At 61.1% G+C, this 21,561-nt stretch carries 17 protein-coding genes; 11 read left to right on the top strand and 6 right to left on the bottom strand.

Annotated features, from left to right (window positions below):
- Window positions 1-16: 16 nt before the first annotated feature.
- Window positions 17-142 (top strand): hypothetical protein, encoded by a 126-nt coding sequence (locus BTIS_RS12190; protein ID WP_275542037.1) that lies wholly within the window; start codon window positions 17-19, stop codon window positions 140-142.
- 234 nt (window positions 143-376) lie between these two features.
- Here the strand turns inward: BTIS_RS12190 and BTIS_RS01535 are convergent, their stop codons facing one another.
- The 4 genes from BTIS_RS01535 to BTIS_RS01520 form a co-directional block, all read right to left on the bottom strand.
- Window positions 377-1,753 (bottom strand): hypothetical protein, encoded by a 1,377-nt coding sequence (locus tag BTIS_RS01535; RefSeq protein ID WP_143248834.1) that lies wholly within the window; start codon window positions 1,751-1,753, stop codon window positions 377-379.
- Between the two features lie 91 nt (window positions 1,754-1,844).
- A complete protein-coding gene (locus BTIS_RS01530; protein WP_094661997.1) occupies window positions 1,845-3,131 on the bottom strand; it encodes a hypothetical protein in 1,287 nt (428 codons plus the stop codon).
- A gap of 121 nt (window positions 3,132-3,252) precedes the next feature.
- Window positions 3,253-3,873, bottom strand: coding sequence for a hypothetical protein (locus tag BTIS_RS01525; protein WP_094661995.1), 621 nt, complete (start codon window positions 3,871-3,873; stop codon window positions 3,253-3,255).
- A 126-nt stretch (window positions 3,874-3,999) separates the two neighbouring features.
- On the bottom strand, window positions 4,000-6,150 hold the full coding sequence (locus tag BTIS_RS01520; protein WP_094661993.1) for a GmrSD restriction endonuclease domain-containing protein: 2,151 nt from the start codon (window positions 6,148-6,150) through the stop codon (window positions 4,000-4,002).
- A gap of 545 nt (window positions 6,151-6,695) precedes the next feature.
- Between BTIS_RS01520 and BTIS_RS01515 the strand changes: the two genes are divergently transcribed.
- The 4 genes from BTIS_RS01515 (at window position 6,696) to BTIS_RS01500 (ending at window position 12,499) form a co-directional block, all read left to right on the top strand.
- Complete coding sequence (locus tag BTIS_RS01515) at window positions 6,696-8,390, top strand: DEAD/DEAH box helicase (protein WP_420807003.1); 1,695 nt, start codon at window positions 6,696-6,698, stop codon at window positions 8,388-8,390.
- Between the two features lie 390 nt (window positions 8,391-8,780).
- Window positions 8,781-9,524: an ABC transporter ATP-binding protein gene (locus BTIS_RS01510; RefSeq protein WP_094661991.1), complete on the top strand. Its 744-nt coding sequence runs from the start codon at window positions 8,781-8,783 to the stop codon at window positions 9,522-9,524.
- Between the two features lie 221 nt (window positions 9,525-9,745).
- Window positions 9,746-10,945: a COG1361 S-layer family protein gene (locus tag BTIS_RS01505; RefSeq protein ID WP_211279411.1), complete on the top strand. Its 1,200-nt coding sequence runs from the start codon at window positions 9,746-9,748 to the stop codon at window positions 10,943-10,945.
- Between the two features lie 12 nt (window positions 10,946-10,957).
- Window positions 10,958-12,499, top strand: coding sequence for an ABC transporter permease (locus BTIS_RS01500; RefSeq protein ID WP_094661988.1), 1,542 nt, complete (start codon window positions 10,958-10,960; stop codon window positions 12,497-12,499).
- Window positions 12,500-12,564: 65 nt separating this feature from the next.
- Here the strand turns inward: BTIS_RS01500 and BTIS_RS01495 are convergent, their stop codons facing one another.
- Window positions 12,565-14,502, bottom strand: a complete 1,938-nt coding sequence (locus BTIS_RS01495; RefSeq protein ID WP_094661986.1) for a 1-deoxy-D-xylulose-5-phosphate synthase — start codon at window positions 14,500-14,502, stop codon at window positions 12,565-12,567.
- Window positions 14,503-14,891: 389 nt separating this feature from the next.
- Here BTIS_RS01495 and BTIS_RS01490 point away from each other — a divergent pair, with 389 nt between their 5' ends.
- The 4 genes from BTIS_RS01490 to purK all read left to right on the top strand — a co-directional run bounded on the left by BTIS_RS01490 (window position 14,892) and on the right by purK (window position 19,106).
- Window positions 14,892-15,881, top strand: a complete 990-nt coding sequence (locus tag BTIS_RS01490) for a zinc-binding dehydrogenase (RefSeq protein ID WP_094661984.1) — start codon at window positions 14,892-14,894, stop codon at window positions 15,879-15,881.
- A gap of 404 nt (window positions 15,882-16,285) precedes the next feature.
- Complete coding sequence (locus BTIS_RS01485) at window positions 16,286-17,338, top strand: ATP-binding cassette domain-containing protein (protein WP_158216807.1); 1,053 nt, start codon at window positions 16,286-16,288, stop codon at window positions 17,336-17,338.
- 117 nt (window positions 17,339-17,455) lie between these two features.
- On the top strand, window positions 17,456-17,953 hold the full coding sequence (gene purE, locus BTIS_RS01480) for a 5-(carboxyamino)imidazole ribonucleotide mutase (protein ID WP_093959957.1): 498 nt from the start codon (window positions 17,456-17,458) through the stop codon (window positions 17,951-17,953).
- A complete protein-coding gene (purK, locus tag BTIS_RS01475) occupies window positions 17,937-19,106 on the top strand; it encodes a 5-(carboxyamino)imidazole ribonucleotide synthase (RefSeq protein ID WP_094661980.1) in 1,170 nt (389 codons plus the stop codon). Before purE ends, purK begins: the two co-directional genes overlap by 17 nt.
- Before the next feature lie 234 nt (window positions 19,107-19,340).
- Here the strand turns inward: purK and BTIS_RS01470 are convergent, their stop codons facing one another.
- Window positions 19,341-19,664 (bottom strand): hypothetical protein, encoded by a 324-nt coding sequence (locus tag BTIS_RS01470; protein ID WP_143248833.1) that lies wholly within the window; start codon window positions 19,662-19,664, stop codon window positions 19,341-19,343.
- A gap of 182 nt (window positions 19,665-19,846) precedes the next feature.
- On the opposite strand from BTIS_RS01470, the gene BTIS_RS01465 reads away from it, so the two are divergent.
- Both BTIS_RS01465 and BTIS_RS01460 read left to right on the top strand, forming a co-directional pair.
- A complete protein-coding gene (locus BTIS_RS01465) occupies window positions 19,847-20,494 on the top strand; it encodes a hypothetical protein (RefSeq protein ID WP_143248832.1) in 648 nt (215 codons plus the stop codon).
- A 319-nt stretch (window positions 20,495-20,813) separates the two neighbouring features.
- Window positions 20,814-21,542, top strand: a complete 729-nt coding sequence (locus BTIS_RS01460) for a TetR/AcrR family transcriptional regulator (RefSeq protein ID WP_140557779.1) — start codon at window positions 20,814-20,816, stop codon at window positions 21,540-21,542.
- Window positions 21,543-21,561 lie beyond the last annotated feature (19 nt).

Raw genomic sequence — 21,561 nt, 5'->3', positions numbered from 1 at the left:
AACCAAGGAGGAAATTATGAAGTTCAGAAAGATGATGTCTCTGGGTCTGGCCATGGCTGATTTTGCCTCTACCGATTACGTGAACGGTGAGACGCTGAAGACCATGCAGTACGTGGCTCGTCAGCTCGAAGAGGAGAAGTGATTCAATGATTCGCCATTCGCGAATCAGACAATCATTTCGGAATCGTCTCGGATGTCCGGAATCGTTGCAGGTATTCGGAATCATCCTAGATATTGCATCGGTTCCAACGCATTGCATTATATTTGCAATACATCTCCAATCATTGAAGAAGATACGGCCAATGGCGTCCGTGTCCTGTTCATCTTTTATTCGGTAATAGTGCTGTAATGGCACTGGTTTTTTGTTTCAATATGATCACGAATACTTCGGGTCCGGTTTTGCATTGTCGAAGATGAGTTTGTGGTCGAAGAAATTGTTCTGGCTACCCCAATAGGTGAGTAGCAGATGGTTGCCGTTGTTTCCCGCCTGTTTCTCGATGGTGGAACGCCAATCCCAATCGGTGGTGATGGTCAGGGTCTCCCCGTTTTCGGTACGGAAGCGGAAGTCGGCGTAGACGCTGGTGGTGTCGTCGTCCTCATCGGTCTCCTCGCGGCGCTCCACGCCCTGATAGGTGACGGACACGGATTGCGGGCCGGCGATCAGCGTCTGCACGGGCCCGATCAGCATGAATGTGGCGATTACCGCCACGATGGCTGCGCCGATCAGATGCATTATCAGGGTGGTTTTCTTCTCTGCGGCTATGGTGTCTTGCGGCAGCGGAACCTGATCCCCCGTAACGTGATCGCGTATCGTTGTAGTTTTGCCGACAACGCTCAGCAGCACATATTGGGCGACCATGCGCACTAGTGTCCATACGGCGAAGCAGCCAAAGGCCACTCCCAACGCCATGCGCTTGTATATACCCTCTATACCAAACGGCGTGAGGCCAGTCGATCGCAGCATGACCCCGGCGAGGACGAACACTATGATGATGTTGAAGATGGCGTTCAGCCGCTTGAACGGCTTCGGATTCAGCTTCTCGATACTTGGCGTGGATTCCGAATCCTTGGCGGCGTCCTTGGTGTCGGCTTGTGCCACGTGTCTGTTGTTGTTGGCATCGGCTCCGGTCCCGTTCGTAACGGCATCGTCGCTCGTCACGGCAGAAGGCGTGCCATTCGTCGTTCCCGCCAAGACCGTATTTGGCACCGGCGTCATCGTCGGCTCCGACCTCCAGGTCGGGTCGATGATTCGATGACGCTCATCGTCGGTCGCCGGCACCGGATGCACGGGATCGGGCCGCAATGCCACGGGGATGAACGGCTTCTCATACCAGGTCAGGATCACGTATGTGCCGGGCGTGATGAATTGCGGCCACATCATACCGTCCTGAAACGCCGACTGGGGAATACTACTGGCGTTGATCATTTCGCCGCTGTTCAGACGAATCGTGTGCGTGATGCTCGTTACGGTATCCCCATCGGAATCCGTGGTTTCCGTCTTGCTGTACTCCCAGATCATGCCGTAAGCGTTCCGCGGTCCCTGACGCAATAGACCGATATACATGGCGAGCTTGTATATGCAGAAGCACAGCAAGGGGAGAAATATGACAAAGCCGACAATATCGCCGAATACATTCCGCATCCACGCGAACGGCACCGGGGCCAGCAGATTATAGACCGCGCCCCATATGTTCCACAACGAGATCAGAATGCCCAATCCCGCCGCCGCCATTCGCACAATAAGTCGACCCATGTTTCTACCTTTCCTGAGGCGTCATTGCCGTTGTCTGTCGTTGCTGCTCCTGTCATGCGTGAATCGACGCCCGTTCGCGCACGACATGTGATCACTCGTATTTCGGATCCGGTTTGGCGTTGTCAAAGGTGGGTACGCTTCCGTTGTCGGTCCAGTAGGTGAGCAGCAGATGCCGACCGCTCTCCTCGCCCACCTGCCGCTCAATCGTGGCTCGTTTGTCCCAATCGGTGGTGATGGTGATCGTCTTATCGTCTTCGGTGCGGAACTGGAAGTCGGCGTAGATATTGACGGAATCGTCGCCTTCCTCCACGCGTCGTTCCACGCCCTGATAGGTGACAGGTACGGTCTGGGGGCCTTCGATCAGGGCACCCACCGATTGGGACAGCGCGAATGCCGGCAGAAGCGACAGGGCGATCACGCCGAGAAGATGATGGATGAGACTGCGACGCTGTTCGTTATCGACCTGTTCCTGCGGCAGATACATCGATTCATGCCCATCGCGTGCGCGAAAGTTCGGATCCGTGACGGCCCGATGCATGAGCACCTGCTTGACGACCATATGAATGAATACCCACAGGGCGAACCATGCGAGTATCAGACCGATCAGCAGACCCTTGATCACGCTCTGTATGCCGTACTGTCCCAGTCGGGACGAGGTGAACGCCGCTGCCGCAATGAGTACGCCCGTGATGGTGGTGAGTACGTAGTTCAGTGTGCGGAACGCCGTCGGCGCCAGATCCTTGATGGTGGGTTTCGGACCGTCTGATGGAGCGAGATTATCGGTGTCGATCCATGATCCGTCGTCGGGGGAGTCGGTTCCGTTTCCGACAACAGATGCCGTGCTGGCCGTGGTGGTCGTATTGCCTGGCGTCCAATTGGGGTTGAGGATACGATGGCGTTCTTCGGGCGTGGCGCGGACCGGACGTTCCGGATCGAGGATCACCGACGTGCAGATGAACGGTTTCTCATACCAGGTGATGATCACATGCTCGCCGGGCGTGGTGAATTGCCTCATGGTCATGCCGTCGCGCAGGGATTCGATCCTGATGTCCGACACATGGATGATTTCCCCGTCATCCAGTCGTAGGGTATGAATGGTGTCAGTGGTCGGATCGCCATCAGAATCCGTACCATGCACCTGCACATACCGCCAAACCATGGCGTGAGCCGTACGGGGGCCTCGATGCAGGGCGATCACATAGATGGCAGCCTTGTACAGGCAGAAGCACAGCAGTGCCAGCGCCATCGCGCCGCCGGCCATCGCGCCGCCGGCATTCGACGACCCACTCGCAATATCCACGACGGCCAACCAGATGATGTACAGCGCGACAATGATGCCGAATCCCGCAGCCGTCAACCGCTCAATCAGGCGAATCATCTATCCGATTCCTTTCCGAATGATCTGGAATGCTTTGGTTTCCGCGTATATCGTGAATCCTGCGATCCTGTGATTGCGTGCATCTGTACGAGTCGTGTGTTGTCAGCGCCGATCAGGTCGATCATGCGCGAGCGGTATGGATCGGGTTCGGCGCGGCATTTGGCTGTACCGGCGTCTGCGGCGGCAATGATGTCTGCGGTGCCAGCGGCGTCTGAGCCTGCTGTGCCGTTGCCTGTTGCACTTGCTGCGGTTGCTCCAGTGCAATCGATGCATAGACCGGCGTGTCGCGATACCAGATGAGGACCACTCGTGTACCGGGGGTGATCAGCCGCTTCCGTGTCTCGTCATCTCCTTGGAATATCGACGACAACTTGTCGCTGAGATCCACCCTCTTCCCGTTGTCGAGTTGCAGGATATGTGTTGTGGTGGTGTCGTCATCGTCATCGGTGGTGGTATTGAATTCCGCCACCACGCCATGATCCTGAGATGGGGGAGTGTTCAGCGCCTTCAGCCAGACCACCAGTCTCCATACACATACGATGAGCAGGATGATCGGAATGATGTTCGTCATCAACAGCATCCCCACCATAGTCGGGAACATTCCCGGGCCTACGAGCAGGGACAGCGACGATATCAACTGTCCTGTCAGAAGCACGGTCGCGACGCCAAACAGAATCACTTTGGTGACCATCTTACGTTTGGCGCGCTTGATGCCAATGTGCGCGTATGCGTCGTCTTCCACTCGCTCCCCCTTTGCATTGAATACTGCAACAACCCCGTAATTCCAGTATTCCGCGGGTATGCGGGCGGGAAAGGCGCGTATATCAGGATTTGCCGAGTGTTCATACGTGCGACATGCTGCGTTGAATTATTGGCCGCGGCCACCCAGTGCCTTGAGACGGTACGCCTGCCAGATCTCGCTGAGCTTCTGCCCGTTCGACTGCCTCCGCCACACGTCCAGCCCTGCGCCCGACGCCTTGCCGCTTGCCGCGCGGGCCGCCGCCGTGGGCGTGGAATGCTTCGATCCGTCCTCCAGCTGCAGTTTGCCGTCTCGCGTCACCGTGGCGATCCACTCCTGGCCGAGTCGCGGCCGCTTCCATACCAGCGTCTCGCCCGGCACCAGCAGCCCGGCGTCGATTACCTGTGCGATCGTGATGCGTTTCGACCCGGTCGTCGACCTGCCACTGCCGCGCGTCAGATGATCCTCGCTGAGCGTGGTCAGATCGACCTTGTCGGCATCGAACCTGATCCGCCAGTATTCGGCGATGAGATGCACGATCTCCTCCTGCCGGCGTTCCAGCACATCCGGCGTGAGCTCCCGGACCGATTCGAGCTCGGCGGTCAGCGGATATTTCAACGATTTGTGCTGGGCCAGAATCCGTTCCGCGCGTGGGGCGTAGCTGTCGAGTTTGGCGATTATCTGCTCGTTCGTGGAGGTGAGCACCAGATTGCCGATCCTGTCCACCCAATGGTCGCGCGTGGACTCCGGCCATACCGCGAACGACGAATTCGCGCCGATCCGTTCCGGCAGTATGCGCACCACGTTGATGTTGCGTGGTCGTACGATGCGCTCGCCGGCCCGCTGATCGTTGGCGCGCAGCAGCAACAGCTTCTTGAGCGTGCCTGTGGCCTGCAGTTCGCCGCGCAGTCGGGCGAGCGCGGTCTTGCGCTCATCGTCGCTGATCGCGAATCCAGTGGACTTGCCGATGTCCTTGCCCTTCTTGAGATCCTTGAGGATCTGCACCACGCGGGTGCGGCGTGCAGCCGATGTCTGTCGTGCCAGATTGTCCACGCCGGTCACGCGTTCCAGTGCGGCCAGCAGATTCACGAGTTTGCGCATCTGCTGCTCCGCCCTGTCAGCATCCTTGCCGGTCTTGCCGCCTGTGTCTGCCGTGTCTGCCGTGTCGTCGTTGGCTGCGTTGGCTGCGGTGCCGTTCACGTCGCCGTTCGTCAGGGACTGTAGTCCGCCCATGTTCGTCAGCGCCCACATGGCCACGGGCTTCCATTCGGTGGACTGGAAATCGTTGAGCGACACGAGCCAGTCCGACACCTCCTGTGGCAGCGCGAACGCGTGCGGCTGGTTCACCATCAGCCATGCGCGGGCGTACGGCGCCAGTATGCCGTTGATGAATTCTGCGGCTGTGTTCTTCTTCAGATACTCGTCGAACACCTTGATCCGGAATCCGTCGACCGGTCCGCGCATGCCGGACTTGGGCGAGGTGACCAGCAGCAGATCGTTGAAGAACGCCTCCACGTCGTCGCCCAGCGGATCGATCGCATCATCCCAGCGTTTGCCGTAGATGTCGCGGTCGGCCAGCGGGATTGCCGATACGGCCTTGGCCTTGAACACGTCGGATGCGGTCAGCGGCAGTCCGCGCATGTTCATCACGTCGAAGATGCGGTGCGCGCCGGCCAGATCGTCGGTGCGCACGATGATCAGGAACACGTTGCTTACCAGATAGCCTGCCAGGGCCCTGCGCTCCTTCTCGTCCAACGCATCCAGCGCATCGTAGGCGGCCTTGGTGTTCTGCACGATGTTGCGTTGCGCGTTCGATTCCATGTCGCTGTCGCGCAGATCGAACAGCGATTCGAGATTGCCTTCCTGCACGTAGTTGCGGAAGAACTCGGCGTCGCGTTCGCGTAGTGCCAGACGCGGTTCGGCCTCGCGTCCGAACAGTCGGTTGCCTTCCTCGAGGATCAGCGTGTTGAGGTTGGCGACGAGTTCGGGGTCCGTTTCGAGATCGCGCAGAATGGCGATGATGATGGTGAGCGAGGTGAGTCGCTGCTGGCCGTCGATCACCTGATACAGGCGTCCGGTGGAATCCGTGCCGCCCACCAGGATCAGCGAGCCGAGGAAGTATGGATGCTCCGGGTCGCGTGCGGCGTCCTCGAGATCCTCCACCAGCTGCAGCATGTTGCTCACCTGCCACGAGTAGGCGCGCTGGAATGCGGGGATGACGAATTGGTAGTCGGTGGAGAACACCTTGCCCAGTGGCTTTTCGCTTGCGTTGATACCCATCCCGACTCCCTTCGTTGGTTGATTCCGACTATAGCCGCCGCGATGCGGACAGTATTCGAGTTGCGTGTTGCGGTGGTGTGGCTGGTCGTTGGCCGTTTGCTGCGGGTTGGGTGCCAATCCTCGATAAACCCGCAGCGGAGAGGCCCGTTATCTGCGGGTTTGCCCTATGGCCGTGAACAACCCGCACTGAGGGAGACCCTTCGCTGCGGGTTTGTTGCCGAGTAAAGATAAAGCCGCAGTATGGAGAGTCCTCCGCTGCGGGTCTGTCCACCGTGTTGTATGAACCCGCAGTGAAAGTATGAAAGTATCGACCTTGGGGTATCATCACTAAGTTTGCACAGGTCGGAGGAACCGGCCTGGATTGTGATGATCCCCAGACATGTCAGATCCGTGTTCATAGTCATATGGATGACGGCGCATTGTCGGGGGATTCATACCGATTGATTGTCTGCTGATTATTGTTTTGAAAGGCTGCCGTGCCGAACACTACTGTTGTTGACGATGCCATTGTGTCCGATGCCGTTGAATCCGATTCCGTGACCGATATGACTGATACCAACGATATGAACGAATCCGCCGCCGATGCCGTGACGGCCGATGATGCCGCCGACGTCGCGGACGACGTCAAGCCCGTCTCCTTCGCCGAACTCGGCGTGCCGAAGCCGCTGGTGCGCGTGCTCGCCGCCGATGGCAAGACCGAGGCGTTCCCCATTCAGGCCGATACGCTGCCTGATTCCTTGGCTGGTCGTGATCTGCTCGGCCGCGGCAGGACCGGTTCGGGCAAGACGCTCGCCTTCTCCATTCCGCTGGTCGCCCGTCTGGCCAAGTATGCCAAGGGCAGAGGCGGCAACAACCGCCGTCATGAGAAGCGTGCCAACGGCAATGTGCCGCATCCGCTGGGTCTGGTGCTGGCCCCCACGCGTGAGCTGGTGAACCAGATCGACGAGGTGATCCAGCCGCTCGCCGCCATGATGGGTATGAACACCGTGACGATCTACGGTGGTGTGAAGCAGGGCCGTCAGGTCGACGGGCTCAACCGTGGTGCCGAGATCGTGGTCGCCTGCCCGGGACGACTGGAGGATCTGCTCGGTCAGGGTCTGCTGTCGCTGGAGTCCGTGGAGATCACCGTGCTCGACGAGGCCGATGAGATGGCCGACATGGGCTTCCTGCCGTCCGTGACCCGTTTGCTGGAGAAGGTCGATCCCCGCGGACAGCGCATGCTGTTCTCCGCCACGCTCGACCATGGTGTTGATGGGCTGGTCAAGCGGTTCATGCACAACGCCAAGGTGCACGAGGTGGATGACGCCGACGCGCAGGTCGACACCATGACCCACCATCTGTTCGTCGTCTCTCAGGGCAACAAGGCCACGCTGGTCAACAAGCTCGCCGGAGGCAAGGGCAAGCGCATCCTGTTCACGCGTACCAAGTTCCAAGCGCAGAAGCTGGCCGCCAAGCTCGTCAAGTCCGGCATTCCGGCCGTGGACCTGCAGGGCAATCTCAACCAGAACCAGCGCGACCGTCATCTCGCCGCCTTCACAAACGGCGATGTGAACGTGCTCGTGGCCACCGACGTGGCGGCCCGCGGCATCGACGTGAGCGATGTGGAGCTTGTGGTGCAGGTGGATCCTCCGATGGATCCGAAGTCGTTCCTGCACCGTTCCGGCCGTACCGCGCGCGCCGGCGAGTCCGGTGACGTGGTGACGCTGGTGCTACCGAGTCAGGAGCGCGGTGTGCGCGCCACGATGCGTCGCGCCGGCATCCAGGTGAAGTCCACATGGGTCAAGCCCGAGGACCCGGCCGTCAAGGAGCTGGTGGGCGAGTATGCGCCGCTCGTGTTCGGATGGCAGCTCAAGGTTCCGGCCAAGCCGAAGAAGACCACCAGGCATCAGCATCACGGTGGCCGTCGCGGTGCCGCGGAGCGCAATGATCGTAACGAGCGCAACGACGTCAGGCGCGGTGCCGAGAACCGTGGCGGCGGCAAGCGCGGAGCCGTGGCCCGTAACGCCGAGGAGCGCGGCCGTGGTCGTCGCGGCACGGAGGCGCGCTACGCCGACCAGCATGCCACCGAACGCAAGGCCAAGCGTCATCAGGGCAAGCAGCAGAACAGCGGCATGACCGGTGCGCACGGTACTCATGGTTCGCACGGCGGCCGCAACGGACACACCACGTCCCGCGCCGCGCAGGGCTTCCGCAAGTCCCGTAGGAAGGCCGCCCCCTTCCGCGTTTCCCGCGGTCGCTGATCTTGCGATGACTGTGCGCCTTGCGATGACTGCGCACTGAATACACGCTGATCAAGCGCGTCGTTGTTCGCCGGCTTCCCTCCTTCGAGGGGAGCCGGTTTCGTATCTGCCTCCCCGTTCCCGTTCTGGCCGACAAGGAGGTCGGAAAAATCATTCCGGGGGACTATGGGGGTTCGACATCATTTCACGTATGCTGAAAGCACGCTGTCATTTGCCCGGGAAACCAGTATGCCGTGCCAGACACGGCAAGGGTTGATCCCCATGAGACGTTCGTGGGATCCTTGGCCTTGCACACACAAACGATGATGGCCGGCTACCATCGATGAGGAAGAACCGCCGATCGTAATCAACGCCACGATGCGTACGGTCGTCGGCAGAGGGAGATGATCCATGGACGAACGATCCGAACGACAGCAATCCGAACGACAGCAATCCGAACGCCGATCCCGGCCCATCATCGAAGTTCGCAACCTCCGCAAGGAATACCCGGTCGGCGACGAGGTCGTCGTTGCGCTTGAACGCGTGAACCTGAGCATCCCCAAAGGACAGATCTGCTGCATCTTCGGCGAATCCGGATCCGGCAAAAGCACCCTGCTCAACCAGCTTGCCGGCATGGAGAAACCCACACGAGGCGGTGTGATGATCGGCGGCGTGCCCATATCCAGGCTCGAGGAGCACGAATTGGCCGAATTCCGCCAGAAACATCTCGGATTCGTATTCCAGTCCTACAATCTGCTCCCCAATCTCACCGCGGTCGAAAACGTGGCCATGCCGCTTATGTTCCGCGGCGTGCCCAAGGCGCAGCGCGAAGCGGCGGCCCGAACCATGCTCAAACGGGTCGGACTCGAACGACGCATGAAGCACTTCCCGTACCAGATGTCGGGCGGTCAGCAGCAGCGCGTCGGCATCGCGCGTGCATTCGTGGCCAAGCCGCAGGTGGTGTTCGCCGACGAGCCCACCGGCAACCTCGACTCAAAAACCAAAACCGACGTGATGGCGATGATGTGCTCGTTCGCACGGCGTCTCAATCAGACGATCGTGCTGGTTTCGCACGACCCCAACATGGCGTCCTACGCCGACCGCATCGTCACCCTGCTCGACGGACGGATCATCGACGACACCATGAACGACTGACGGCACAACGCCAATTCGGCGATATCGCCGACATCGACAATATTTCAGGAACCGAGACAGAAGGAAACCCCATGACGGCCACACCCACCCGTGACACACGATCCTGTAGTGCGCGATCCACGACGGCAACGGCAACAACTGCGATCGCGCCGACGGCATCCGCGCCGACGACTCGCCTGATCGCCGCACTGCTCTCGATCGTGCTGGGCCTCACACTGGCCATGGCCTCCGGACTGTCGTTCGGTGTGCAGTCCGCGCTCGCCGACGAGATCGCCGATGCCGGCACCGCCACAACCGCCCCCGCCAACAGATCCGGGTCCACACAGACCGTGATCGCCGGTCCCGTACCGAACATCATCATCACCGGCTACACGTACGGCGGCAATTCGGTGGCCGCAGGCGCCACGTTCCCGCTCAACTTCACGTTCCAGAACAAGGGCAAGGTGCGTGTGGAGAACATGGTCGTCACCGTGGACGGCGGCGAGAACTTCACCATCGCCGGTGGCACGAACACGTTCTACTTCGACCGACTGGCCGCGGGTAAGAGCCTCAGCCAGGAGGTGCAGATGCAGGCGGTGAGCGGCGCCAAAAGCGGCGCGCAGGGCATCACTGTGAGCTTCCGCTACGAATACGTGGACCAGGACCAGCGCGGTTCGAACAACGCCGACATCAAACTGTCTGTGCCGGTGAGCCAGCCCGACCGATTCCAGGTGAACGATCCGCAGGTGCCTGAAAGTCTCAACGCGGGCGAGGAATCCACCGTCACCATGGCCTATGTGAACAAGGGCAAGGGGGATATCGCCAATGTGGAGGCCACGGTGGAGGGTGACGGCATCGAGGCGGTGACCAAGACCCAGTATCTCGGCAACGTGGCATCCGGCGCGTCCGGCTCGATCGGCTTCGCCTTCACCCCCACCACCACGGGCGATGTGAACGCCAAGTTCACCATTGTCTACGAGGATTCCGACGGGCACCAGCAGACCAAGGAATTCCCGGTGACGCTGAGCGTGCAGGAGGCGCCCGCGCCGGATATCCCCTCCGCCGACGCCGACATGACAACGCAGGAGCAGACGGGGACGCCGTGGTGGGTGGTCGTCGTGGGCGTGGTGATCGTGATGGCGGTGATCATTGCGATTGTGATGATCCGTCGTCGTAAGAAGCGCAAGAAGAAGGCCAGCGTGGATGAGGCGTGGGACGATTGGGAGAAGGGCGACGGCGACGCCGGCGGTCCATCCGATGGCAACGGACCGTCCGATGGCAACGGCAGCGGCCCGGCTGGCAGTGCAAGTGCGTCCGGTGTGACCGCCACGTCCGGTGTGCCCGCCGTGCCCAGCGACGACACGGCCGACCTGCCCGCCGTCGCCGCCGTCGCCGACCTGCCCGACAACGGTTCCGCGTCCGGCGCTCGCCGTCGTCACTGACCGGAGCCGATCATGCGTTTTGACGATATCCTGCGCCTGTGTGCGCAGAACATGTTCCGACGCAAATCGCGGACGATCCTCACCGTGCTTGGCGTGATCGTGGGCTGTTGCTCGATCGTGCTCATGATCTCGCTGGGCGCTGGCATCAGCGAGCAGAACAAGGCCATGCTCAAGCAGATGGGCGATCTCAACGTCATCACCGTGTACAGGCCGGGAACGGAATACGGCGGTATGGGATACGGAGCCACGCAGTCGGGAACCTCCGGCGACACGGAGAACGAGGTGAAACTGGACGACGACACACTGGCGTCGTTCAAGCAGCTCCCCGGCGTGGTGGGTGCCACCGGCCAGCTCACGCTCGACTACCGCATCACGATGGCGGCGTCCAACGGCCGGTTCTACACGGACTACGGCGTGATCGAATCAATCGACATGGCCGAACTGAAGAGCATGGGATACGAACTGAAGGAAGGCGAAGCGCCCGTCCGCGATGGCGAGGTGCTCGTCGGCCAGTACTTCGCCTACCAGTTCATGGACAAGTTCCGGCCTGAAGGCAACAACATGCGGCAGCAGCCGTACGACGCCGGCAACGGTCAGGTCAGCCAGTGCGATATGCAGGGCAATTGTGAATTCGTTCCCGCCGACGAGGCGGTCAAGCCGTTCTTCGATCCGATGAAAACGGAGATCACGGTCACGGTCGGCGGCAATGATTCGGCGGCAGGCGGCACATCCGGTTCCGGCATGATGTCCGGCGCGTCCGGTTCCGGCTCCGGTTCGTCAGATGGCGGCAACGACGGTACAACAAACGGAACGGGCGCGTCCGGCACCGGCAACATGTTCAAACTCAAAGCGACCGGCGTCCTCAAGGAGGACTACAACAAAGGACAGGCCACATCCAACGGCATCCTCATGGACGTGAACCAAGCCAAGGCCATGATCGCCAAGGTGGACAAGTCGGCCGCGATGAAACGCACATCCTACAGTCAGGCACTGGTCAAGGTGAACGACATCTCGCAGGTCGCCGACGTGGAGCAGCAGATCCGCGACATGGGCTTCAGCACCAATTCGTACGAGCAGATGCGCAAGGATCTGGAGCAGCAGTCGCGGTTCATCCAGCTCATGCTCGGCGGCATCGGCGCGGTATCGCTGCTGGTGGCGGCGATCGGCATCACGAACACGATGGTCATGTCGGTGACCGAACGCACTCGCGAGATCGGCATCATGAAGGCGCTCGGCTGCTATGTGCGTGACATCCGCATGATGTTCCTCGGCGAGGCGGGCGCGATCGGATTCCTCGGCGGCTCGATCGGATGCATATTCAGCGGGATCATCTCGTTGGGCATCAATCTGCTCATACTCGGCGGATTCAGTTGGGAGCACGTGAAACAGGCGATCGTGGGCGGCGATGGCGTGATCCGCCTGTCGGTGATCCCGCCGTGGCTGTTCGTGTTCGCGATCCTGTTCTCGATGGCGATCGGCCTGATCTCCGGTTTCGGACCGTCGAACAAGGCCGTGAGCATTCCCGCGCTGGACGCGATCAAGAACGAACAATAGCGATTACGGAACGATTGCCGTGCGGTTGGTGTTGCCGTGCGGCAATCGTTCCTGTACGGCCGGCGTCACAACACGGCCAGCACTGCCTCGGCGATGCGCTGGGGGAGCAGCCGGTAGCGCTCGCGCAGCGCGGACAGCGGAATACGGTCGGTGACCTCCTTGCGGGCACCGAAATTGAGTACGCGCATCGGGATTTCCGTACCGGAGTTCGTGATCGCGTCGGCACGGATATGGCCGCCGTAGTACGACGCGATCTTCGCGCCCCAGCCGCCTTCGAGCTGACCGTCCTCGATGGTCACGACCACCGTATGCGATACGGCGAGCTGGTCGAGCGCGGCCGTGTCGAGCGTGGAGAACTGATGCGGATCGACCACGGTGGCCGTCACCCCATGTGCGTCGAGTTCATGGGCCGTGGCCTCGGCCGTCGGATAGGCGTCGCCCAGACCGATGATCGCCACACGACTGCCGGACCGCGTGACGGTGTATCGCGCCCACGGATTGCCGAGGGCGGTCGTCGCGGTGATGTCGCGCTCGCCGTAGACATCGTCATACGTGTCTGTCGTAAAACGAACGGACGCGTTGACATGATTCACATGATTCGCCGCTGTGCCATTGGAATCATCGTCGTGGCCGAATTTGAATGCATCGGTGAACGACGGATAGCTGCCGGCGCGCTCCGCTGCGAGAATATCGTTGCCGGGCATGCGGATCGCCACGGGACGGTCGGCGGACCCGGTGGACCAGGCGAGCATGTCGAGCAGTTCACGGCCGCTGGTCGGTGCCAGACAGGTCAGACCGGGCACGTTGCCGAACATCATGATGTCGCCCGCGCCGGAATGCGTGTTGTCGGTGCCGGAAATGCCGCCGCCGAAGATCAGCAGTGTGCCGGGCACCTGATTGAGGGCGAACTCCTGATGGATTTGGTCGTAGGCGCGCTGGAAGAACGTGGCACTGGTGGCCAGTACGGGGGTGCCGCCAGCCCGCGCGACGCCTGCCGCGAACGCCACGGCATGTTCCTCAGTGATGCCGGTGTCGATATAGTGTGATCCGGCCGCGGCACGCCATTCGCGCGTAATGCCGTTCGAGCCGGGCGTGGCGGGGGAGATGACCAGCAGTCCGGGTTCGCTGTCGAATCGGGCGGCCAGCGCGTCCATCGCCATCATGCCATATGTCTTGCGCGCGTTCAGCGGCGCACCGGCCGCGGAATCGGGATTATGCCAGTGATTGCTCTCCACCGACCCCTCATCGGCACCCAATCCCTTGCCCTTGAGCGTGTGGATGTGCATCACGATCGGATGGTCGATGTCCTTCACCTCGGAGAACGCACGGACCAGTGCGGTCACATCGTTGCCACGCTCGACGTATCGGTAGTCGAGTCCCATGGCACGGAACAGATTGCGCTGCGCACGCCCCTGTGAGGCACGCAGCTCGGCGAGATCGTCATACATGCCGCCATGATCCTCGGCGATCGACATCTCATTGTCATTGAGCACGATGATCAGATTGCCGTGGAATTCCCCGGCCTCGTTGAGTCCCTCGAACGCCACGGCGCTGCTGAGCGAACCGTCGCCGATCAGGGCGATCACATTGTTGTCGCCGCCCATGAGATCACGCGCCTTCGCCATGCCGCACGCCAGCGAAATCGACGTGCCGGTATGTCCCAGCACGAACGAATCATGATCGCTCTCCAACGGATTCGTGAATCCGGTCACCTCGCCGAACCTCGTCGGATCGGTGAATGCCTCGCGACGGCCGGTGAGCATCTTGTGCACATAACTCTGATGGGACACGTCGAAGATGATGTGATCGCGCGGCGAATCGAATACGTAATGCAACGCGATCGTGGCCTCCACCAGACCAAGGTTCGAGCCGATATGCCCACCGTGGGCATGGGAGAACGCGATGAGCGCGCCGCGGATCTCATCCGCAAGCTCGGGCAGCTGGTCCACGGCAAGATGCTTCAGATCGTCCGGACCATCGATACCTGCCAGAAAATCGCTCATCCCTGCTGCTCCTCCGCTGCTTGCGCATCGCTCGTCTTCCAAAGGCTCCAAAGGCGAAAGCATAGCCGAACCCATGCGATCGATGCACCTAGCAGCCACAATACCCCCAACATCTCCGTATCCCGCTCATGCCCCGTTGGCGAGTGCGTGCATGAGCACCCATGGACACCCGTAATGTACCCGTGTATGCCATGATCACGCCAGGCCATAGTGTGATCACGCCATGACGTAGTGTGATCACACTATGGCGTCGGCTACGGCGGCGTGGGTGTGTCAGACATGCGTTTTGACGGGCGTCGGCGGCACAATAAATACGGAGGACATGCCTGTCGGAGAGCCTGTGCGGTACGAACCGGAATCCGACGGAACGCCAAACGAAAGGAACGCCAATGAAGGCCGTATACGCGAACGATGTGAATTACGACGACCCGCTGTCCGTACTGGAAGTGGGGGAGCGGCCCGAACCGACGCCGCGAGAGTACTGGTCCACGATCAGCGTGAAATCCGCCACCGTGAACCACCACGATCTGTGGTCGTTGCAGGGCGTGGGACTGTCCGCGGCACAGACCCCGATGATCCTCGGCACCGACGCCGCGGGCATCCTCGACGAGGACATCCCCGTGCGCAAGGGACTCAAGGCGGGCAGCGAAGTCGTGCTCTATACGTTCGTCGGCGCCGACGGCAACGGCGTGGCCCCAGGCGAGCGCCGCAGCATCCTGTCCGAGAAGTACGCCGGCACACTCGCCGAGAAAACGCAGGTGCCCAGCGCCAACGTGTTCGCCAAACCCGCGAACCTGAGCTTCGACGAGACCGCCGCGCTCGGCACCAGCTGGCTGACCGCCTACTCGCTCGTGTTCAGTGCGGCCGGCGTGAAGCCCGGCGACACGATTCTCGTGCAGGGTGCGGGCGGCGGTGTCTCCACCGCGGCCATCCAGCTCGCGCATGCGGCCGGACTCGAGGTGTTCGTCACCTCGCGCAGCGAGGACAAGCGTGACCGTGCCGTGGCGTTGGGTGCCGACGCGGCGTTCGAATCCGGGGCCAGACTGCCGCGCAAGGTCGACGCGGTGATCGAATCCGTGGGTGCGGCCACATGGTCGCATTCCGTCAAATCCGTACGCCCCGGCGGCACGATCGCCATCTGCGGCGCCACCACCGGCGATCAGCCGGGTGCCGAACTCACCCGCGTGTTCTTCCAGGACATCCGCGTGCAGGGCGTGACCATGGGAACGCGCGACGACTTCGCGCGACTCCTGCGATTCGTCGAACACGCCGACATCCATCCTGTGATCGACTCCACGTACGCGCTCGCCGATGCGCCGGCGGCATTCCGCAAGGTGCTGGACGGCGACGTGTTCGGCAAGGTCGTGCTGCACGTGTGACGTTCGGCGTGCATCCGGTCGGTAGGTGTGCGGGCGGTATGCGTTGGTCGGCATGTGTCGATTGTGGGTGCTGATTGTGTGCGTCGCTTTGGCGCGTCAATTACGAATATTTGATCGGTGCCTACAATCGCCGCTTATATCAATTCCTCTCATGTGCCCACAATCGTTGATATTGCAACGATCCGATGAGGCAAAGCGCGATGGGCCCATCTCAGGTCCGCCACGACATCCCCACATGAGCTGCTGGAAACCGTGCGCGAACTTCACTACCATCGCAATCAGTGAATACGCGTGAAACAAACGTAACGATGGACGCCACCGCAACGGTGGGCCGCATCGCGCGAAACGCAGCGTATGGATATGACGGTATGGACGGAACGAACGGAATGGAAGGGGAACCCCCGATGGTCGACGCGATAGTCTTCTCTTCGGTGACCAAGACGGTGCTGACCGCGGACGGTCCCAAGTCGCTGATCAAGGATGTGAATCTCAACTTCGAGGCCGGCGGCATCTACGGCATCATCGGTCTGGGCGGCGCAGGCAAGACCACGTTGCTCAAACTCGTCGACCACACCCTTACCCCCACTTCCGGCACGATTAGCGTGCTGGGACAGGATCTCGGCGCGCTCGACGATCGCGGACTCGCCGCGGTGCAGGCGCAGATCAGCAAGGTGGGCGTGTTCCCCGACTTCGATCCCGACCGGACCATCCTCGAATCCGTCGCCATCGCCGCCGGCGAGGATCCGGAGGCGCACGAACCCGACGAAAAGGCTCGTGCCAAGGCGTTCCGACTGCTGCGCGAGGTGAGTCTGCGCTCGCAGAAGGATACGTATCCCGCACAGTTGTCCGGTGGTGAACTGCAACGCGCCGCGGTGGCGAAGGCGTTCGCGTCGGATCCGCGTATCGTGCTGCTCGATGAGGCGACCGCCGCGCAGGATCATCTGGAAAGCCTTGATATTCTGCGGCTCGTGCAGCAGTTCGCCCACGAGTCGAACGCCACCGTATTGCTTGCCACGCATGAGATTTCCGCAGTCAAGGAGATCTGCGACCACATCGTGGTGCTTGATCGCGGTCTGGTGGTGGAGGAGGGCGTCACGCACGCCGTGCTCGCCGATCCGCAGGCCGCGCAGACTCGCATCTTCACCCAGTCCGCGTCCAGTCTGGGCAAGGTGCAGACCCTGCTCGACGGCCATGATCCGGTGGTGGATCTGCGTCCTGGGCAGAAGCTCATTTCGTTGCGCTACGTGCATGAGGATGTTTCCGAGCCGCTGGTGTCGCTGGTCACGCGCAAGTTCGGCATCGATGTGAACATCATGCTCGCCGACGTGCAGATCGTGGGCAAGTATCCGATCGGCGGCATCGTGGCGGTGTTTGAAGGCCCCGAACGCAACATTCGCGACGCGATCGCGTTCCTGCGCTCCAAGAAGGTCCGTGTGGAGGTCCTTGCCGAGAACTGACGGGCGGACAGGCGGATATTCGGCCGGTCGTCCGCGCCGTTTGCAGGGCTCCCCGTTTTCCCCAGTCGTGCGTACAGTGGTATCTGTTCTTACGGGGCCGCGAACGGGAGGTTTGATATGGCCGAAAACACACCATTGGTGGCGGTGGTTATGGGTTCTTCCAGTGACTGGGAGACCATGAAGCACGCTTGCGAGATGCTGGATCAGTTCGGTGTTCCGTACCACAAGCAGGTGATCTCCGCCCACCGTACGCCGGAGCTCATGGCCGACTTCGCCCACTCCGCGCGTGAGAAGGGCTTCCATGTGATCATCGCCGGTGCCGGCGGCGCCGCGCATCTTCCCGGCATGATCGCCGCACAGACCACGCTTCCCGTCATCGGTGTGCCGGTGCGCTCCCATGCCCTGTCCGGCTGGGATTCGCTGCTGTCGATCGTGCAGATGCCCGGTGGCATCCCCGTGGCCACCACGGCCGTGGGCAATTCCGGTGCCACGAACGCCGGCCTGCTGGCCGTGAGCATCCTGTCGACCACCGATGAGCGTCTGGCCAAGGAACTGCAGGAGTACCGCGACGGTCTGAAGAAGAAGGTGGAGGAATCGAATGCCCAGCTTGTCTGAGGAAACCAACGGCGCCGTGAAGATGCTGATGCCGGGCGCGACGATCGGCATCGTCGGCGGCGGTCAACTCGGTCGCATGATGGCGATCGTGGCGAAGTACCGCGGCTTCCGCATTGGCGTGCTCGATCCGACTCCCGATTGCCCGACCGCGCAGGTGGCCGACTTCCAGGTGGTTGGCGAATACGATGACAAGACCGCCATTCATGATCTGGCGGAGAAGTCCGACGTGCTCACCTACGAGTTCGAGAACGTGGACGCCGACGCCATCGATGAGGTGCGTCATTTGGTGGCCGCCCCGCAGGGCACCGATCTGCTGCGCGTGACGCAGGATCGTGTGAACGAGAAGACATTCATCAACGAGCACGGCACCGAGACCGCCCCGTGGCGTGCGGTCAACGACTTCGACGAGCTCGAGGCCGCCATTGACGACCTGCACTATCCGTGTGTGCTCAAGACCCGTTCCGGCGGCTACGACGGCCATGGCCAGCATGTGCTGAGGAACGACACCGACCTGGAGAAGATCCGTGCCCGCGGCGATCGTGGCGGCGGATTCCCACCCAGCATCCTCGAGGGATTCGTGGACTTCGCGTTCGAGGCGTCGATCCTCGTCTCCGGCAACGGCAAGGATTACGTGACCTTCCCGATGGTGCGCAACGATCACCGCAACAACATCCTGCACACCACGGTCGCCCCGGCCGACGTCAGCGAGGATCTGCATCGCCAGGCCAAGGAGCTTGCGCTGCGTCTGGCCAAGGGCTTTGAACTCGCCGGCACCCTGGCCATCGAGCTGTTCATCACCAAGGACGGCCGAGTGGTGGTCAACGAGCTTGCGCCTCGTCCGCACAACTCCGGTCACTACACCATCGAGGCGTGCTCGATCGACCAGTTCGACGCGCACATCCGCGGCATCGCCGGCTGGCCGCTGCCTGAGCCGAAGCTGCTCAGCCCGGCCGTGATGGTGAACGTGCTCGGTCAGCATGTGGCGCCCAGCCGTGCGCTGATCGCCGACCATCCGGAGTGGAATGTGCACGACTACGGCAAGGCCCAGGTGCGGCACAACCGCAAGATGGGCCATATCACCGTGCTCACCGATGACCCGGCGCGTACCGTGGCCGAGCTTGAAGCCACCGGCGTGTGGGACGACCTCAAGTAGAAGCTCGTTCCTCTTTCCTCTTTCTGGCTTCGATCGCGTTTTTGTACGTGATCGAAGCCGTTTTGGTTAGAATCCGCCGTTTGGGTTAGGGGCCGCTGTATCGTCGTGTTGTCATGTCGTCGTGCACGGTCCAGGAAATGGAAATACGAAAAACCCGCGCGAAGATCATTCAGATCCCCAACGCGGGTGAAGAATCGCTATGAAAGCCGGACGGATAGCGTAAGCGGTCGGCTCTCAGCCACGCTTCTTGACCAGATCCTCGGAATCCTTGTCAAGCGTGGCCATGATGGCGTGCTGTGCGTCCTTCACGTAACCGAAACCGCCGGCCTTAGAGAACGCGGCCTTGGCGGCCTCGTCTTCGGAGACGGAACGGGTCACACGGGCGATGGCGGCCAGCACGTTCGGCAACTGCGAGTCAGGTGCATCGTTGCCCAGCTCGCCGTAGAACCGGATGGTCTCCACGTCGTTCGGATTGGCGCCATTGGTGGGAGCGGCCTTCAGTGCTTCCACGATGCCGCCGAGATACTGCTTCATTGGATACTCTGTTGGAATGCTCATGGCTCCCATGATAGAAGGCCTCCCATGGTTTGTTAAGCGCGGAACTCCACTGTTTTACCAACGGCAAACCACTGTTCATAGTCCTCGAAATGAGACTATGATCAAAAGGTTGTGAGCTGGCACACGGCAGCCTCAACGGCTGGATCCTCGGACGTGACGAAACGGACATACGGATCGACGGCGTGCGGCGCCTGGTTCTGCGGGTAACACAACACGACGTGGCCAATGAAAAGGGAACGCCGGTGCGTACGCCGCAGTCGGTGTTCTGGGGGAGTGCACAGCTGGAGCTGGCGGATGGCAGCGAAATCGCGCTCGCCAATCTGCCCTACGAGATGGTCAATGTTGATGCCGGACAAGGTATCGGCAGAGATTACGCGGATGGTCGCGTGACCATCCAGGGGCATGAATTCCCGCAGGCGATTCCCACCAGCACGGTGGATCATGGCGAGCCGGGTGACTTGGTTTGGAATCTGGATGCTCTGCTGTCATCGGGGAATTTGGCCTCGGAGCCGGTGCGACTGCGCGCATGCGTAGGCGTGGATGCGTTCCCTGGCGATGAGCACCAGGTCCGCCGGTTCTATGCGGTGCGGGCGGCTGAGGCGTCGGAGTCGGCGAGGTTCATCACCGTTCTGGAGCCATATGAGACCGAACGCCGGGTGCTGCGGGTGAACGCCGATTCCGCGACTTCGGTGGATGTGACTCTGACCGATGGCCGTGTGCAACAAATCTCCCTGCACGAAGGTGCGGAGGATGGTTCTCAGCCTTGGCTGGACTTCGTTGAAACCCTCGACGGCCGCATACTGCGGGAGGATACGAGATTCACAGCTTAATGCCGAAGAACTGGCGGTATTCCAACGAAAATCGTCGTACCGACCAACTGCCTGACCGCTCAATTTGCCGCTCTCTTCGGCGTGTCGCGAAGATTTGCAAGCCGGCGTCAGTGGGTTGACGTCTGTTCTGTGGATCTCCCGCCTGCGTCACGTTGCTGATCTAATGGGTGAGTCTACTTTTTGACAGTTGCATTGTTTATCGACAGTTGTCGAAGAGTGTTTGCTATGATATTGCCGAGACGACGGACCATGCACAACAACGAAGATTCTGGTATTTCGACCAGCGTGGCGTGACGGATCGAATCATTGGAGGTACGGAATGGCAGAGGTGGGCACTCGTACGGGTATCGGCGAATCTGACGAAGGGCAATCCAAGCCCATGGACAGGCGGTCACGCCGCACTCGGGCGATGCTGCAGAATGCATTGGTCAAACTGCTGGAGACCAAGCCGCTCAACAAGATTTCGGTGATGGAGCTCACCCGTCTCGCGGACGTCAACCGGGCGACGTTCTATGTGCATTACACGGACATCTACGCCCTGTTCGATCAGCTCAAACGCGAGCTCATCGACTCGTACAAGGACATCATCGCCCGCCATCGCGGGGAGATCCTCCATGACGACTACGAACCCCTCATCCATGAGATCTTCGAGTTTGCCACGGCCAATGAATCCATGTCCCTGCTGGTGACTGGCAAGTCTGGGGACGCGCTCTCAAGCGATCTCATCACCACGATGGGTGCATACTGCAACGAGCTCATTGATCCGATTTCTGCGTCTCACACAAGCCTGGCGTCCGACAACGGCCGAACCCAGACCGCCGAAACCGTGAGGGACTACCACTTCGTGTATCTGGCGGCCGGGATCGTCGGCGCGCTCAAGGAATGGTACCGGCGCGGACGTAGGGAACCCATTGATCTTGTGGTCAGGATTGCAGCCAACAACACGCATGCGATCGGGCTGGCCATGCTAACCAGAAATATCGACATGTCGCTCTCCGAATCGTCAGTGGTCCACGCATCCGGCGCAGCGGTGACGGCCGGTAGGTGAATTCACGAGGGAATGGACG

Source organism: Bifidobacterium tissieri (genome assembly GCF_002259645.1).
In the GTDB taxonomy this organism is placed as follows: domain Bacteria; phylum Actinomycetota; class Actinomycetes; order Actinomycetales; family Bifidobacteriaceae; genus Galliscardovia; species Galliscardovia tissieri.
The sequence above is the reverse complement of the archived record's forward strand: the minus strand, read 5'-3'. Positions and strand labels throughout refer to the sequence as shown.